General features: G+C 62.2%; 14 protein-coding genes, 2 tRNA genes and 1 pseudogene. 9 read left to right on the top strand and 8 right to left on the bottom strand.

Going from position 1 to position 15,942, the window contains the following annotated elements:
- Window positions 1-117: 117 nt before the first annotated feature.
- Window positions 118-306 carry a hypothetical protein gene (locus M0D64_RS44885; protein WP_171926445.1) on the top strand — a complete coding sequence of 63 codons (189 nt, stop codon included), beginning with the start codon at window positions 118-120 and terminating at the stop codon, window positions 304-306.
- Between the two features lie 38 nt (window positions 307-344).
- Here the strand turns inward: M0D64_RS44885 and M0D64_RS13310 are convergent, their stop codons facing one another.
- Together M0D64_RS13310 and M0D64_RS13305 are read right to left on the bottom strand one after the other, a co-directional pair.
- Window positions 345-1,457: a cation:proton antiporter gene (locus tag M0D64_RS13310; RefSeq protein WP_266258017.1), complete on the bottom strand. Its 1,113-nt coding sequence runs from the start codon at window positions 1,455-1,457 to the stop codon at window positions 345-347.
- Window positions 1,458-1,506: 49 nt separating this feature from the next.
- Window positions 1,507-1,782: a XapX domain-containing protein gene (locus M0D64_RS13305; protein WP_154561421.1), complete on the bottom strand. Its 276-nt coding sequence runs from the start codon at window positions 1,780-1,782 to the stop codon at window positions 1,507-1,509.
- Window positions 1,783-2,059: 277 nt separating this feature from the next.
- Here M0D64_RS13305 and M0D64_RS13300 point away from each other — a divergent pair, with 277 nt between their 5' ends.
- The 6 genes from M0D64_RS13300 (at window position 2,060) to M0D64_RS13275 (ending at window position 8,073) form a co-directional block, all read left to right on the top strand.
- Entirely contained in the window at window positions 2,060-2,746 is a 687-nt protein-coding gene (locus tag M0D64_RS13300) for a hydrolase (RefSeq protein WP_154561419.1), read from the top strand.
- Window positions 2,747-2,982: 236 nt separating this feature from the next.
- Window positions 2,983-3,150, top strand: a complete 168-nt coding sequence (locus M0D64_RS13295) for a DUF1427 family protein (protein WP_171926426.1) — start codon at window positions 2,983-2,985, stop codon at window positions 3,148-3,150.
- Between the two features lie 46 nt (window positions 3,151-3,196).
- Window positions 3,197-5,098: an amidohydrolase gene (locus M0D64_RS13290; RefSeq protein ID WP_266258016.1), complete on the top strand. Its 1,902-nt coding sequence runs from the start codon at window positions 3,197-3,199 to the stop codon at window positions 5,096-5,098.
- Between the two features lies 1 nt (window position 5,099).
- A complete protein-coding gene (locus M0D64_RS13285) occupies window positions 5,100-5,546 on the top strand; it encodes a DoxX family protein (protein ID WP_266258015.1) in 447 nt (148 codons plus the stop codon).
- Window positions 5,547-5,586: 40 nt separating this feature from the next.
- On the top strand, window positions 5,587-6,501 hold the full coding sequence (locus tag M0D64_RS13280) for a glyoxalase (RefSeq protein WP_171926429.1): 915 nt from the start codon (window positions 5,587-5,589) through the stop codon (window positions 6,499-6,501).
- Between the two features lie 66 nt (window positions 6,502-6,567).
- Complete coding sequence (locus tag M0D64_RS13275) at window positions 6,568-8,073, top strand: alginate export family protein (protein WP_266258014.1); 1,506 nt, start codon at window positions 6,568-6,570, stop codon at window positions 8,071-8,073.
- A gap of 298 nt (window positions 8,074-8,371) precedes the next feature.
- Here M0D64_RS13275 and M0D64_RS13270 read toward each other — a convergent pair whose 3' ends face one another.
- The 6 genes and pseudogenes from M0D64_RS13270 to M0D64_RS13245 form a co-directional block, all read right to left on the bottom strand.
- Entirely contained in the window at window positions 8,372-8,725 is a 354-nt protein-coding gene (locus M0D64_RS13270; RefSeq protein ID WP_266258013.1) for a putative quinol monooxygenase, read from the bottom strand.
- A gap of 297 nt (window positions 8,726-9,022) precedes the next feature.
- Window positions 9,023-9,784 carry a DUF4239 domain-containing protein gene (locus M0D64_RS13265; RefSeq protein ID WP_266258012.1) on the bottom strand — a complete coding sequence of 254 codons (762 nt, stop codon included), beginning with the start codon at window positions 9,782-9,784 and terminating at the stop codon, window positions 9,023-9,025.
- Window positions 9,785-10,311: 527 nt separating this feature from the next.
- Window positions 10,312-11,013 (bottom strand): tyrosine-type recombinase/integrase, encoded by a 702-nt coding sequence (locus M0D64_RS13260; RefSeq protein WP_266258011.1) that lies wholly within the window; start codon window positions 11,011-11,013, stop codon window positions 10,312-10,314.
- 315 nt (window positions 11,014-11,328) lie between these two features.
- Window positions 11,329-11,424: pseudogene (locus M0D64_RS13255) on the bottom strand (integrase arm-type DNA-binding domain-containing protein); the annotation flags it as partial.
- 293 nt (window positions 11,425-11,717) lie between these two features.
- Window positions 11,718-11,804 (bottom strand) — tRNA-Leu (locus M0D64_RS13250).
- A gap of 261 nt (window positions 11,805-12,065) precedes the next feature.
- Window positions 12,066-12,152, bottom strand: a tRNA-Leu gene (locus tag M0D64_RS13245).
- Between the two features lie 304 nt (window positions 12,153-12,456).
- Between M0D64_RS13245 and rnr the strand changes: the two genes are divergently transcribed.
- Both rnr and rlmB read left to right on the top strand, forming a co-directional pair.
- Window positions 12,457-14,973 (top strand): ribonuclease R, encoded by a 2,517-nt coding sequence (rnr, locus tag M0D64_RS13240; RefSeq protein ID WP_266258010.1) that lies wholly within the window; start codon window positions 12,457-12,459, stop codon window positions 14,971-14,973.
- Between the two features lie 182 nt (window positions 14,974-15,155).
- A complete protein-coding gene (gene rlmB / locus M0D64_RS13235) occupies window positions 15,156-15,899 on the top strand; it encodes a 23S rRNA (guanosine(2251)-2'-O)-methyltransferase RlmB (RefSeq protein WP_063496380.1) in 744 nt (247 codons plus the stop codon).
- Window positions 15,900-15,942: the final 43 nt, after the last annotated feature.

Below are 15,942 nucleotides of genomic sequence, written 5' to 3'. Positions count from 1 at the left end.
TCATTGAGGCGATTTCCTTGACCCACGCGAAGTTCCTTGTCGCCGAGGGCGCCTACGTCTTCATCACCGGCCGTCGCCAGAAAGAGCTCGACGAAGCCGTGAGGGCCATCGGGGCCAATTGATACGCCGATCATTGGCCAGCAGCCTGCGGACGCTATTGCGAGGATTTTATTTACCATCCCGATGGGACGCATGGGGGAAGCCGACGAAGTTGCCAAAGCTGCTTTGTTTCTCGCTTCAGGTGATTCGAATCAGGTGCGGCGGGTTGAACGGGTGGCGGATCGCGCATCGATCGGGATGCCGTGAATTGAAGCTTCGAAGGCGACGCGCCCGGCGCGCAGCCTTTACGGTTCGAGCAGGCGCAACAGGCGAAGCTCTTCGAGATCGAGTTCGGATTCGATGCGATGCAAGACCCCATCGTCGACCTTGCCGTCGCGATGCAGGCCAAGGAGCGCCTCGCGCGACACGCTGACCAGCTTGAGTTCGATACGCAGAAAGTGCGCGCGGTCTTCGATCCGTTCCACTCCCAGCGCATGCGCGTTTTCGTTCGCCGTGACGCGGATCCGGTATTCGGCGAGCAGCCGCTCGAGCGCTGCGCGTTCGATGCCGGACGCGTGCTTGCCCATCTCTTCGAGTACGGCGAGCGAAGCCCCAAAGGTGCGCGCACGCGTCTCGTGCTCGGACATGGTCTGTCGCGCGACCGGGCGCAGCTTCAGCAGACGGATGAGCGGCGCGAGACTGCCGCCCTGCACGACGAGCGTCGCAATGATGAGCAGGAAGGTACTGAAGACGATCAGGTCGCGGCCCGGGAAATTGCCTGGCAACGCGAGAGCGGCCGCGAGACTCACGACGCCGCGCATGCCCGACCATCCCAGCACGACGGCTTCGCCGGCCGACCACGGCGGGTTGCCCGTACGCTTCGCGAGCATGCGGCTCGGCAACCAGATTGCAGCACACACCCACAGGAGGCGGACCGCAATCGCAGCCGCTGTTGCAGGCAGCGCGACACGCAAGCCGGCCATCAAGACGGCGACGTCGTAATTCACGCGCGCCAGGATGCCGTGCAGCGCGAGGCCGATCAGGATGAAGACGAGCGCGTCGAGCGCGAAGCATGCGGCCCAGGGCAGACCTGGGTTGAACGCATGCACGGCAACGGCGACCGCGGCGGTCGTGACCCTCACTGCGCCCAGCACAAGAGAAACGATCGTGCCGAGCTCCTCGCGGAATTCCTTCCATGCCGTGTAGAACGAACTCGACATCAAGAGCGGCGGCAACACGGCCGCGAGCATCAGGTTCGGGTCCATCTCGGGCACGCGCTTGCCCGCGACCGCGATCACGCAGCCACCGAGCAGCAGCACGAAGGCGGGCGGGATCGCAACGCGCTCGGCGAGCCAGGTGAGTGCGCCCGCGCCGCAGATCAACAACAGCAGGTAATGAAAGAGCTCGACGTTGCTCATCCACGTGCAGGCAGATTGTGCAGCACGGAATTGTGTGAAGGATGATGGGTCAAGATGGTTGCTTGTCCTTTGCGGCTACATCGGAAACGTGGCCGCCGGGCAGTGGGCCGAACATGTGCTGGCTGCACTTCGCTTCGCTCCATGCCGCTTTGAGCTTGACGCCCAATAGCATTCGACGTGCGACGGGAAGGATCTGCTCGCCGGCCAGAATGCCGAGCAGGCCCGCCAGTGCCACGGTGGGCGGCGCCGGCGACTGCACGCCGATCGCGCTGTAAACGATACCGGCAAGAATTCCGGCAAGGAACGAGAGGATATACGGCTTCATGATGCGAGTCTCCTTGACGGTCGGCCGGCGACAGGCGCAGCTCAACAGATTGTTCACAAGCGTTTCGGGTCTGATCGAGTAAGGGAAGAGTAGTTAAGTTCACTTAAAGGTGCAATTCTCGGAATCGCACTCATTTTTCGGGGTGTTCTTTTGCCGGGTTTAGTATTAAATGTTAACGCTGGACGACGCATGCCCCAGCGCAATGGATATCGGACTCCTCGCGGTCACGCCGGCGAGGCGAGGTTTTGTTTTCTCCGCACCGAAGGAGATACATGTCATGAGCAATCCGAAGCTTGAAGTACTCACCCCGCAGAACAGCCAGCTCATCTTCATCGATCAGCAGCCACAGATGGCCTTCGGCGTACATTCGATCGACCGCCAGATGCTGAAGAACAACGTCGTCGGGCTGGCCAAGGCGGCCAAGGTGTTCAAGATTCCGACCACGATCACGACCGTCGAGTCGGAAGGCTTCTCGGGGTTTACCTATCCCGAACTGCTCGACGTGTTTCCGGGCATGAAGCTGCTCGAGCGCACGTCGATGAACTCGTGGGACGACCAGAAAGTGCGTGACGCGCTGGCCGCGAACGGGCGCAAGAAGGTGATCGTGTCGGGTCTGTGGACGGAAGTCTGCAATACGACATTTGCGCTCTGCGCGATGCTCGAAGGCGACTACGAGATCTACATGGTGGCCGATGCGTCGGGCGGTATGTCGAAGGATTCGCACGATTTCGCGATGCAGCGCATGGCCCAGGCCGGCGTCGTGCCGGTCACGTGGCAACAGGTCATGCTCGAATGGCAGCGCGACTGGGCACGCCGCGAGACCTATGACGAAATCATGGCAATCGCGAGGGAGCACTCGGGCGCATACGGCATGGGCATCGACTATGCCTACACGATGGTCCACAAGGCGCCGCAGCGCACGGCTACGCCGCATGAGGCGCTGCCGGCCGTGCCGGCGAAGTAAGACGCGCTCACGCACCGTCTGCGGAACGTGAGCGAGATGCTCAACGAGAAGGTCGAGCAACGCCGTGACGCGCGCAGTGCGACATGTCCAACCCGAACGACATCGGGGTGTTCATGCGCACGACGCCGTGCGGCTCGAGCACCTGAGCACAGACGCCTCGCTTGCGCCGGCCCTGGCTTCGCCGGACAGCTGAACCGCCCGGTTCCGCACGCTAATTTGTCAGAGAGAGTGATCATATGAAACCGTATCTGGTGTCACTGGGTGCGGGCGTGCTGATAGGCGTGATCTATAGCGTGATCAAGGTCCGCTCGCCTGCGCCGCCGCTGATTGCCCTCATCGGCTTGCTCGGCATGTTGATCGGCGCTCTGGCCGTCCCGACGCTCAAGCAGTTGCTCGGTCTTTGATTGAATCAAACGAATTTTGCGAATTGAGCGAAGTGAGGAGACGCACATGAGCGCTACCGGCACCCAACCCGATCTCATTCTGCATAACGGACGGTTCACGACGCTGGACCGTTCGAACCCGGTCGCCACCGCGGTGGCAATGACCGATGGCCGCTTCGTCGCGGTCGGCAGCGATGCCGATGTGATGCCGCTCGCGGGCGGCTCGACCCGGGTCATCGACCTGGGCGGCCGGCCCGCGCTGCCCGGCCTGATCGACAATCACCTGCATCTGATCCGCGGCGGCCTCAACTACAACATGGAGCTGCGCTGGGACGGCGTGAGCTCGCTCGCCGTGGCGATGGAAATGCTCAAGCAGCAGGTCGCGATCACACCCGCGCCACAATGGGTGCGCGTGGTGGGCGGCTTTACCGAGCACCAGTTCGAGGAGAAGCGCCTGCCGAGCATCGAGGAACTCAACGCGGTGGCGCCCGATACGCCCGTGTTCATCCTGCATTTGTACGACCGAGCGCTGCTCAACGCAGCCGCGCTGCGTGTGGTCGGCTATACGAAGGACACGCCGGAGCCGCCGGGAGGCAAGATCCTGCGCGATGGCGCGGGCAATCCCACCGGCCTCCTGCTTGCGAATCCAAATGCATCGATTCTCTACGCGACGCTTGCCAAAGGACCGAAGCTGCCGCCCGAGTACCAGTACAACTCGACGCGCCATTTCATGCGCGAACTCAACCGCCTTGGCGTGACCGGCGCGATCGATGCGGGCGGCGGCTCGCAGAACTTCCCGGAGGATTACGAAGTCATCCGCAAGCTGCACGACGCGGGCGAGATGACGGTTCGAGTCGCATACAACCTGTTTACGCAAAAGCCGAAGGCCGAGAAGGAAGACTTTGTGAACTGGACCAGCATGTCCCGGTATCACGACGGCACGGATTACTTCCGCCACAACGGCGCAGGCGAGATGCTGGTCTTTTCGGCTGCCGACTTCGAGGACTTTCGCGTGGCGCGACCCGACATGGCGCCCGAGATGGAGGGCGAACTGGAAGGCGTGGTGCGCGTGCTCGCGCAGAATCGCTGGCCGTGGCGGTTGCACGCCACCTACGACGAAACCATCAGCCGCGCGCTCGACGTGTTCGAGAAGGTCGACAAGGACATTCCGCTCGCCGGCCTCAACTGGTTCTTCGATCACGCGGAAACCGTCTCCGAGCGTTCGATGGATCGTATCGCGGCGCTCGGCGGCGGCATCGCGGTGCAGCACCGGATGGCTTACCAGGGCGAGTACTTCGTCGAGCGCTATGGCGCAGAGGCGGCGCAAGCCACACCGCCCGTCGCGAAGATGCTGGAGAAGGGCATCAAGGTCTCGGCCGGCACCGATGCGACGCGCGTGGCGTCGTACAACCCTTGGGTGTCGCTTGCGTGGCTGGTGACCGGCAAGACGGTCGCGGGTCTGCGGATGTATCCGCAGCGCAACCTGCTCGACCGTGAGACGGCCCTGCGCATGTGGACTGAGTACGTCACCTGGTTCTCGAACGAAGAAGGCAGGAAAGGCCGCATCGCAGTCGGCCAGCTCGCGGACCTGATGGTGCCGGACCGCGACTTTTTCGCATGCGCCGAGGACGACATCGCCGGCACCACCGCGTTGCTCACGGTGGTGGGAGGCAAGATTGTCTGGGGCGCGGGCCCGTTCTCGCAGCACGATGCGCCGATTCCGGCCGCGATGCCGGACTGGTCGCCGGTGCGGCAGTACGGCGGCTTTGGCGGCTGGGGTCGTGGGGATGTAAGTCAGCAGCGCGAAGGCGCGCCGCTTCAGCGCGCGGCCACCGCGGCGATGTGCGGATGCGCGAGCGCGTGCAATGTGCACGGCCACGCACACGCGCGCGCATGGGGCCGCGCGTTGCCGACCGCGGATGCGAAGGGCTTCTGGGGCGCGCTCGGTTGCTCCTGCTGGGCCATCTGACGTGACGGCATTCTCCGGCCGCAGCGACCCGGCATGGGTCCGCACGCTGCTTGCGCAGGCATGGGTCGGGCCGCTCGTGCGCCTCGCGCTCGTATCGGCCTGGCTGATCGGCGGCTTTAACAAGGCGCTGCATTTCGACAGTGCAATCGCGGAGCAGGCGCATTTCGGCCTGCACCCGCCCGCGCTCTGGGCAGCGCTGGCGGTCGCGGTCGAGATAGGCGGATCGCTATGCGTCGTATTTCGCCGCTTCACGTGGATTGGCGCGGGCGGCCTCGGTGTGCTGACCGTCGTCGCCATGCTGGTCGCCAACGACTTCTGGAACCAGACCGGCGCCGCGAGCTTCATGGCGCTCAACAGTTTTTTCGAGCATCTGGGACTGATCGCGGCGCTTGTGCTCGCGACCATGCTCGGCGATACGAAAGGTGCGGCCGGCGGCAGCCGCACCTGATTGATCAGACAGAACGATGAAACAACAAGGAAATTCCGTCATGAAAACGATTCGCTCTGCGTTGCTCGCCGTGCTGATCGCGAGCGGTCTTGTCGCCGCGCCGGTTGCGTTCGCGACGCCACCCCCACCGGCCGTCTTGCCGCCGTACGTCGCCGTCGGTCCGCAGTACGATACGACGCACGTGTACGTTGCGGCGGAAGACTTCGATCGCTTCACCGATAGCTTCGTCGCGACGTTTGGCGGCAACAAGTCGAAGCAGGGCGTATTCCAGGTCACGCCAACGCCGAGCCAGACGATGTCGCAGCTCGTGTTTACGCCGTCGGGCACGATCTCCGTGTTCGGCTTCAAGACGCCCATTCCGTATCCTTTCGGCGAGGAGCGCACGGGCTACCTCGTGACCAACATGGACGCGGCGATGAAGTCCGCGCGCGCGCTCGGCGCCGACGTGATCGTCGACACGTTCCCCGATCCGATCGGCCGCGACGCCATCATCTCGTGGCCTGGCGGCCTTAAAATGCAGCTCTACTGGCATACCCAGGCGCCGCACTACGATGCGCTGCAGACCATTCCCGAGAACCGTGTCTATGTGTCGCCGCAAAACATGCGCAAGCTGGTTCACGCTTTCGTGAAGTTCTCGCACGGCCGGGTGGTGTCCGATGTGGGCAACGCGCCCGGTATCGAAATCGGCCGGCCGAACGACACGTATCGCCGCATTCGTATCGAGTCGGGCTTCGGCAAGATGACCGTGCTCGTGACTGATGGCCGTCTGCCCTATCCGTTTGGGCGGGAAGTGACCGGCTACGAAGTGCCGAATCTCGCCGCGACGCTGGAGAAGGCGAAGGCCGCGAGCGTGCAGGTGCTCGTGCCGCCGTTTACTTCGGACGGGCGCGACGCCGCGATCGTCGAGTTCCCGGGCGGCTATATCGCCGAGATTCACGCGAAATCGGCGCAATGACGCGTTGCATTCGTAGTCGGAGCGGTGGCCGGACATAAGCCCACGCGGACAATGGCGAGGGGAACCATGGTGTCGACTGCAATGCGGGGGAGTCGATTCGAAAAGACCGCCAATGCCCTGACCTTCGCGGGTCTGTTGCTGACGGGTGCAGACGCGAGCTTCGCGGATACGGTCGCGCAACCCGCAACCGGGATGAGCCTCGCGGCGGATGCCGCCGATACGGTAGCGCCTGCGAGCGGCAGCACATCGGCAGGCACCTGCAATGCAAAGCGGCCCGTCGTCATGTTCAACCGCTGGCAGGAAGACTGGTCGGTGCTCGCGAATCCGTGCGTGCCGCACGAACCGCTCGACGGCCTCAAGTACATTCCGTTCGGCGGCGACCCGGCATCGTATCTGTCGCTCGGCGTGAATATGCGCGAGCGCGTCGAAACCAATAACGCACCGCTGTTCGGCATCGGCACGCAATCGGATACGTATCTGATGCAACGCGTCGAAGTCCATGCCGATGCGCATCTCGGCGAGCACTGGCAGTTCTTCGTGCAGATCGAGGATGCACGCGTGTGGGGCAAGAACGTGGTCACCCCGGTGGACAAGAACCCGCTCGATCTCGAACAGGCGTTTGTCACCTACACCGGCGCGCTCGGCGGCGGCACCTTCAAGTTTCGTGTCGGCCGCCAGGAGATGGCATTCGACCTGCAGCGTTTCATCTCCGTGCGCGACGGCCCGAACGTGCGCCAGACGTACGACGCGCTCTGGGCTGACTACGAATACCAGAAGTGGCGCTTTATCGCCTACGCGACGCAACCCGTGCAGAACCGCGACGCAACCGCGTTCGACGACGTATCGAATCGCGACCTCACGTTCAGCGGCGTGCGTTTCGAGCGCCAGTCGGTAGGGCCGGGCGATCTGTCCGGCTACTGGTCGCGCTATAACCGCAGCAACGCGCGGTACCTGGATGCAAGCGGCGTCGAGCGCCGCGATGTCTGGGATTTGCGCTACTCCGGCACACGTGGTCGTTTCAATTGGGATGTCGAAGGGATGCTGCAGACGGGAACGGTCGGTAACAGCACGATATTCGCGTGGGCGATGGGCTCGATCGCGGCCTACAAGCTCGACATGCCCTGGTCGCCGCAAGTTGCTGTGCAGGTCGACGCGGCTTCAGGCGACCGGCACCCGCACGACGGCAGAATCGAGACCTTCAATACGCTGTTTCCGAACGGCTACTACTTCACGCTCGCGGGCTATACGGGCTACTCGAACCTCATTCATATCAAACCATCCATAACGCTCAAGCCGACGACCAATCTGGCGCTGCTCGGCGCGCTGGGCTTCCAGTGGCGCGAGACGACCGGCGACGCCGTGTATCAGCAGGCGAATCAGGCTGTACCGGGCACGGCGGGCAGAGGCAGCCTGTGGACGGGGATGTATGTGCAGTTGCGCGCGGACTGGACGATTGCGGCGAACCTCATTGGTTCGATCGAAGCCGTGCACTTCCAGGTGGGGAACTCGATCCGTCAGGCGGGTGGGCGCAATGCTGACTACGCCGGCATCGAGCTCAAGTACGGGTGGTAGGTCACCCAATTTTAATGGGTGAGCTGGCTAGTCCGCAGCTGACCGTTGACGAGCCCGATCTGCTGTACAGTATTCTGGGAACCCGATGATGTTTTTTTCCGTGTTTTTCCGAAGTGAAACGGACATTGGTGCAGTCATGCCGGCCGGCACGTTCTTGGCCAAAACAGCCGTCGGCCGTTGCAAGTATGCACGGCCGGGACCGAAAAGAGATATTGCTACCGCTGCGCGCCGAACGTAACTCGGGCCAGTTTGATGTCCACTACCAAACTCGCGACCTTAAGCTCAGGAGCCGATCCCGTCACCTGACAAAACCATCGGATCGCGTCATATAAATCGGGTGAAAGTCGGCGTTCGCCTTCTTGAACTCGTCCGAGGGCGTGCCATAGATCACCCAGCGAGTGAGCTTGGCCACAGCGAAGAACTCCGTCGACAATGGGGCGAAGCCTTCCGTTTGGTGGAACCGCGCCGCCTTCGAATCCGAGTAGCGTTCGAAGATGTCAACCGTCTTCTGGTCGTCTGCGATGTTGAGCTCAAACTGCAGCGCGCCCGGCTCCTTCTCTGTCGCGGCCACAAGCTTTGGTATTAGCGGCTTGAACTTGTCCATCTGATCGACGGTAACGGTGAAAACCCAGTACACCTGTTCGCTCTGCATCTCTGCCTCCATGGTACGGTACCTCAAGGCTCACGCGACGCTGACAGTTGGCGCAACTGCCACCTGCGGTATTGGACCATACTCCAATAAGAGTAGCGGCCGCGATGCTCGCGCTCTGGCCCGCTGGCACTAGAACTGCGCAACCAATATTCGCATGGCCGCGCGTCACTTCAGTATATGTGCAATCTGGCAGCCGGCTCAACAACGTGGGCGTGTAAGTCGGAACCGCCGATCCACATCCTGTGCAGAATGACGACAAGTTTGCGCGCGACAGCGACCACTGCCCGGCGATCAGCGCTACTGAGCAAGTATGGCGAGCGCGGCGCGCAGAGGGGCAAATGAGACTGTAAACAGTCCATCGAGCGGCTTGGTCATTTCCAGTATCAGGAAAATTGCCACCGAAGTGGATAACGCGCTCATAAACAATGCTGCAATGACCGTAGCGTTGGCGGGGGTGAGCATGCCAAACGCGCCGAAAATGATGGATAGCCACAACACCAGGGCTACCAGCAGCGGTATGGGGAGTGAGCCCACCGCTTGCAGCAGTGCCAGTCCGCGCACAGCCAGCACTTCATCGGCAATCTGGATGGCGTTCGTCTGCAGCTCACGCTGCTCTGCGTTACGTGGCGAGAGTTCTTTCAGCTTGTGCTGAAGGCTTTCCATTCCTCTTAGCGCCTGGACGCTGCCAAGCGCTGCCACCTCCGCAGGGTCGCGGGAAACGAGTGTCTGGATCCACGTGCCGTAGCTCTGCTTAATCAGGCCACGGACCTCCTGCGTTTCAGGTCCATATTGGGCCAGCACGCGATCGAGGCGAACGACGCCGGCGGCATTGTGCACAAGTTCACTGTTCACTGTATCGAATGAGCTTTTCGCCGACGAGATCAGCAGGCCAAGCACCAACGCGGCCATCGTCGCGATCAGGCCGGTCGCCAGCTTTACGACACCGACTGAATCGTCACCAAGGTGATGCTGCGGCAGCATGGTACGCAGGTACAAGCCAAGCAGCGCGCTGCCGAATACACATACAAACACGATCAACGCGATAACGAAGTCGCTCACAGTTCAATCCTCCGTCTCTGGTCGTAAGCCCTGCGCCAATGGTTATCCAAAACGGACGCAGGGCAGCGGTGGTCGAGCAAACCTAACTCTTTCCGGTTGTGTTGGAAGGCGAACCTTGGACCCGACGCGGACAGGCTACCGGCCGCAACGCCCACCATACCGTGCGAAGCGCAGCGTCGCCAGTCGGCCGTCAATTTGACTCCGAAGGTTGCGCCACGCGAGCGCAGCAAGTCAACTCTGGGCGTTCCGTAAGGCACTTGCACCACGCGATAGTAAACGCCATTCGCGCCGTAGGCGGGTTGAAACCACGTACTGCCGTACAGGTAGTATGTGCCGCCCCGAACGCTGGGCGATATACAGCCAGCCGGGAGTGCAGCGTAAACCGCGCCCGTCGCAAACGCCGTACTGATGTGGGCGGGCGCAGGGGCGGCTGTCGCCGCTCCAGTCACGTAGCCGGGGTAGTAAACGTTCGATGAAGCCGCTGCGGTGTTGGCCAAGGCCAGGTTGGACGAGCGAATGAAAGCGGTTCACGCGGGTTTGTCGGACCGATCGGGCGTGCTCGTGTTCCATAGCACTTCGAACAGAATGCACTCGAACGCAAAGAACTCCGCGCTTTGAATGGACAGCGCGTAGTGCTCGGCCCGCGATGAAATGAAGGCCACGGTGTCGTCGTAGAGATAGGTCGTGATACCCGCTTCGAAATCGGCGGGCGAGAAACGGAGTTCACGGAGATCGCGCTTCGACGATCGCCACAGATCGCGCGTATTGCCGGGGCCCGAGCGGATCACGCGCAGATTGATACCCGCACGGATGCGTCGCACCGCGACGTCCCTGATGACCTCAAAACCCGGCGTCTGAAACAGCTCGCTGTTAGACATCACCGCGCGCAACTCTTTACTGACGGCGATCGCCTGCTTTGGCAATGGCACGATGTGATCGTGCCGCATTTTCATCCGCTCGGCTGCGACATGCCATTCGGCTGTCTTGAGGTTCATCTCGTCCCACGGCACGGCCGCAACCACATCGGGGCGAAGGCCAGTCAGCATGGTGAGCTTGAGGGCGGCGCGGATAATGGGCGACCTGTAGGCATCGATAGCCAGAGCGAGTGGGCCTATGTCCGCCGGCTTGGTGATCGCTGGTATATGGCCTTTCTTGTGGCGTGGCACAACGCCGCGGAGTGTCAACGCGGCGCCATCTTCGCGCAGTCCGTTCTGGATGGCGTACGTCACGATGCCACCGACATACTGCCGTGCTTTGGTCGCGAGGTTAGGTGCGTGGGAGGCGATCGCTTCGAGTACGGGCTTGACCTCTGGCGTGGCAAGCGTGGAGATGGGCTTGTTGCGGAGCGCGGGAGTCAGGTATTCGCGAACGACAAACTCCGCCTTGCGGTAGGTTTCGTCGGCCCATTCCTTACGTTTGAAGTCGAGCCAGCTTTGAGCTACGAGATGGAAGGCGCCTTCGGCCGCGCGTTTGCGGGCGGTGGCTTCGGCCCGGCGATGCTCGGCTGGATCGATACCTTCACGTACAAGACTGCGTGCGGCAGTGGCCGACCGTCGCGCATCGGCGAGTGTGATATCGGGGTAGGGGCCGAGGCTGAGGAAGTTCTCCTTGCCCGTACTCGGCCGTCGATAGCGGAGCAGTCAGGTTTTGCTCCCGTCCGGCCAGATGTGCAAGGCCAAGCGATTCCCATCCGCGAGCAAATAGGGGTGCTCGCGCGGTTTGGCGAACGAAATACCACTTCGGAGTTCGGTTCGACGCGTTTGGGCATGGCCTAACATCTCGACTCCGTGTATACGCAAATGTATACGCAAAAATCGTCGATGTCAGTGGAACGCAAGGGATCTGCAGACAACAAAAAACCCCGTAAGACTTTGATCTTACGGGGTTTCTCGAACTTCTTCGGCTTGAGTTGCAACTAAGCCGGAACAACTGTTGGTGCCCAGGAGAGGACTCGAACCTCCACGGTGTTGCCACCGCTAGGACCTGAACCTAGTGCGTCTACCAATTCCGCCACCTGGGCACGTCTTCAAGCTAGACCGCTATTTTAGCGCGATGATGCAGCGTGTCAATCCCTACATACAAACTGGCCATCGCTTCATCAACCGCCCGGTTGTGCCGTGCAGCGAAGCAAAACTTCACTGCCCAATCACTGCCAACTCGCGTCGGCGTAACCGTCCTGCTAACCACACGATCCGATCGAAAAACCAGCATCGGACCACATAGCCTCACACAAAAAGTAAAGCCGCCGATGTGAAACATCAGGCGGCTTTACTTTTGAATCTGGTGCCCAAGAGAGGACTCGAACCTCCACAGTGTTGCCACCGCTAGGACCTGAACCTAGTGCGTCTACCAATTTCGCCACCTGGGCAGGTGATGAACAGCAAAGAACGCCATTATAGCGACAGATTCAGGGCTGTCAAGCGTTTCTCAAAAGTCGCTTAAACATCGCCGCAGCGAGCCTGCATGCGCCTCACAGCGACTATTGACGGGCCGCTTGGCGCACAAGACGGGTGTTAGAATGCCTCGCAGTAGTTCGTTGGCACGGTGCACACGCCCGTCGGACTCAGACTTGAACGAGCCGGACCCGAGCAGTCATTCCAGTGCAATCGCAAGTGCAACTTAAGCGCAACCCAAGCGCCTCTTAAGCCCAGCCACATCGCCGACCGACGTCCATGCAACGAGAAAAAATCATCGACAAGCCCTTGAGCAAATTCCCGTATCCGATCCCGAGCCGCGAAGAAATCCTGGGCGTCCTGCGCACGAGTGAAGCGCCGCTTGCCGCGAACGACATCGCCGAAGCCCTGTCGATCAAGCGCCAGGAGCGCGAAGGATTTTTCAAGCGTCTAGGCGCCATGGAGCGCGACGGCCAGATCCGGCTCGATCAGCGCAATCTCTATCAGCTCACCCATCCGTCGAACTTTGTCGCGGGCCGCGTGCAGGGCCATCGCGACGGCTACGGTTTTCTCATTCGCGACGACGGCCAGGACGATCTGTTCCTGCCCACCGGCGAAATGCAGAAGGTCATGCACAACGATCGCGTCCTCGCGCGCATTGTCGGCTATGACCGTCGTGGCAGGCCGGAAGGGCATATCGTCGAAGTCACGGACCGCGCCAACAAACGCGTGATCGGTCGTCTGCTCAACGAGAACGGCGCGCTGATCGTCGCGCCTGAAGACAAGCGCATCGGTCATGACATCCTGATCGCGCAGAACACCAAGAAGGCCAAGGTCGGCCAGGTGGTGGTGGTCGAGCTCACCGATTTCCCGAGCCGTCACTCGCAGCCGCTCGGCCGCGTGGTGGAAGTGCTCGGCGATATCGACGACCCGGGCATGGAAATCGAAATCGCGGTGCGCAAGTACGGCGTGCCGCACGAATTCAGCCAGTCCGCGCTCGACGAAGCCGCGAGACTCCCCGACGAAGTCCGACCGGTTGACGCGCGTCATCGCATCGATCTGCGCGACGTGCCGCTCGTCACGATCGACGGCGAAGATGCCCGCGACTTCGACGACGCAGTCTATTGCGAGCCGGTTCAGGTCGGCCGTGGCGAAGGCTTCCGCCTGATCGTCGCGATCGCGGACGTCTCGCACTATGTGCATCCGAAGAGCGGGCTCGACGCGGATGCGCTCGAACGCAGCACCTCGGTGTACTTCCCGCGCCGCGTGATTCCGATGCTGCCGGAGAAGCTGTCGAACGGTTTGTGCTCGCTGAACCCGAACGTCGACCGTTGCGTGCTGGTGTGCGACATGATCGTCACCGCGCGCGGCGAAGTGAAGGCGTATCAGTTCTATCCGGGCGTGATGCACTCGGCGGCACGGCTGACCTATACGGAAGTGGCCGCGGTGCTGAAAAACACCAAGGGTCCGGAGGCCGCGCGCCGCGCCGCCTTGCTGCCGCAACTGCAGAATCTGTATGGCGTCTACAAGTCGCTGTTCGCCGCACGCCAGAAGCGCGGCGCGATCGACTTCGATACGACCGAGACGTACATCGTTTGCAACGCGCAGGGCAAGATCGAACAGATCATTCCGCGCACCCGCAACGACGCACACAAGCTGATCGAGGAATGCATGCTGGCCGCGAACGTCTGCGCGGCCGACTTCCTCAAGCGCAACAAGCACCCGGGTCTGTTCCGCGTGCACGCCGGGCCGACCGCCGAGAAGCTCGAGAATCTGCGCACCTTCCTGCGCGGCATGGGCCTTTCGCTCGCCGGCGGCGACAAGCCGCACGCCAGTGATTACGCCGCGCTGATGGCGCAGATCCGCGAGCGGCCGGACGCGCAGATGTTGCAGACCATGCTGCTGCGCTCGATGCAACAGGCTGTCTACAGTCCCGACAACATCGGCCACTTCGGTCTCGCGTACGAGGCGTATGCGCACTTCACGAGCCCGATTCGCCGCTATCCCGACCTGCTCACGCACCGCGCGATCTACGCGATTTTGCAAGGCCGCAAGTATCAGCCGGAACCGCCGCAAGGCGTCGAGTTGAACACGGCGCTGTCGCCGCGCGCCCGCGCGATGCAGCAGGCCGACGAGGAAAAACACGGCGCTCGCAACAAGTCGAAAGACGTGGCGATCTGGGAAGAACTCGGTCTGCATTGCTCGGCGAACGAACGCCGCGCAGATGAAGCATCGCGCGACGTGGAAGCCTGGCTCAAGTGCTACTTCATGCGTGACAAGCTCGGCGAAGAGTACGGCGGCATGGTGAACGGCGTGACGTCGTTCGGCATTTTCGTGCAACTCGACTCGCTCTTTATCGAAGGCCTCGTGCACGTCACCGAACTGGGCTCGGACTACTTCCAGTACGACGAGATCAAGAACGAGTTGCGCGGCGAGCGTACCGGTATTCGTTATCGCCTGTCGGATCGGGTGCGGGTGCAGGTGAGCCGCGTCGATCTCGATGCGCGCAAGATCGACTTCCGCCTCGTGCGCGATACGCCGATCAAGCCGCCGGCGAGTCGTCCGGCTCTCGCCGACAAGGCATCCGGCGAAAGCGGCGGCGCACGCGTGCGGTCGTTGCCGCCGGTGGATGGCGGTGCGGGTGGCGCGGCAGCGCCGGGCGGCCGGCGCAAGAAGGCCGCGCCGGCGCAAACCGCGGCCGTCAAGGAAGCGCGCGCGGCACGCGGCGCGGCGAAGAAACACGGCGGCGCGCCGGCCAAGTCGGCCTCGAAACCGCAGGCCCGCAAGAAGCGCTGAAGTCGTATGAAGGCTTGAACCGCGCGCATCGGGTACGTTGAAACGTACCGGTTGCGCGCGGTCTTCGTTTCATCGCAATGAAGTCAGTTACCGAAGCAGCGACTCAAGCAACACAGCAAGCAGGTTCGCATTCATCACAGCAGCGCGCTTTCAAAGCGCGCTCAATCAAAGGTTTGTCAGTCATGTCACGTCTCAAGGTTCTATACGGTTTCCACGCAGTGACCGCACGTATGCGGCACGATGCGTCGACGGTCGAAGAGGTTTACTACGACGCCACGCGCAAAGACCGTCGCATGACCGAGTTCCTGCACGCGGCGAAAGAAGCCGGCGTGCGTCTGATCGCCGCCGACGAAACGCGTCTGTGGGGCCTCTCGCATACCGAACGGCACCAGGGCGTGGTGGCGCGTGCGGGCGATATGCCGCTCGCGCAGAATCTGGCCGAACTGCTCGACGGCATCAACGGTTCGCCGTTGATTCTCGTGCTGGACGGCGTGACCGATCCGCACAACCTCGGTGCTTGCCTGCGCGTGGCCGATGCGGCCGGCGCGCACGCGGTGATCGCACCGCGTGACCGCGCGGTGGGGTTGAACGCGACGGCAGCGAAGGTGGCGAGCGGCGCGGCCGACACCGTGCCGTACATCACCGTCACGAATCTGGCGCGTGCGCTGCGTGAGTTGAAGGACGCGGGCGTGTGGGTAGTCGGTACCGCCGGCGAGGCCACCAAGAGCCTCTACGAGACCGAACTCGACGGTCCGGTCGCACTGGTGATGGGTGCCGAAGGCGAGGGCATGCGCCGCCTCACGCGCGATACCTGCGACGTGGTCATGCAGATTCCGATGGCGGGTACGGTCGAAAGCCTGAATGTGTCCGTGGCGAGTGGCGTGTGTCTGTTTGAAGCCGTGCGCCAGCGGTCGGTGAAGAAGTAAACTCCGGTAAACTCATCGTTTTTACTGCTCGCCTGCATTCCCC

It is taken from the genome of Paraburkholderia sp. WS6 (assembly GCF_030464835.1).
GTDB lineage: Bacteria > Pseudomonadota > Gammaproteobacteria > Burkholderiales > Burkholderiaceae > Paraburkholderia > Paraburkholderia madseniana.
This window is presented reverse-complemented; position numbering and strand designations above follow the sequence as displayed.

Coding starts and splice junctions, on each gene's coding strand:
- M0D64_RS13310 (WP_266258017.1), bottom strand. CDS start 1,457: ATGAGCAACGTCGAGCTCTTTCATTACCTGCTGTTGTTGATCTGCGGC.
- M0D64_RS13305 (WP_154561421.1), bottom strand. CDS start 1,782: ATGAAGCCGTATATCCTCTCGTTCCTTGCCGGAATTCTTGCCGGTATC.
- M0D64_RS13300 (WP_154561419.1), top strand. CDS start 2,060: ATGAGCAATCCGAAGCTTGAAGTACTCACCCCGCAGAACAGCCAGCTC.
- M0D64_RS13295 (WP_171926426.1), top strand. CDS start 2,983: ATGAAACCGTATCTGGTGTCACTGGGTGCGGGCGTGCTGATAGGCGTG.
- M0D64_RS13290 (WP_266258016.1), top strand. CDS start 3,197: ATGAGCGCTACCGGCACCCAACCCGATCTCATTCTGCATAACGGACGG.
- M0D64_RS13280 (WP_171926429.1), top strand. CDS start 5,587: ATGAAAACGATTCGCTCTGCGTTGCTCGCCGTGCTGATCGCGAGCGGT.
- M0D64_RS13275 (WP_266258014.1), top strand. CDS start 6,568: ATGGTGTCGACTGCAATGCGGGGGAGTCGATTCGAAAAGACCGCCAAT.
- M0D64_RS13270 (WP_266258013.1), bottom strand. CDS start 8,725: ATGCAGAGCGAACAGGTGTACTGGGTTTTCACCGTTACCGTCGATCAG.
- rnr (WP_266258010.1), top strand. CDS start 12,457: ATGCAACGAGAAAAAATCATCGACAAGCCCTTGAGCAAATTCCCGTAT.
- rlmB (WP_063496380.1), top strand. CDS start 15,156: ATGTCACGTCTCAAGGTTCTATACGGTTTCCACGCAGTGACCGCACGT.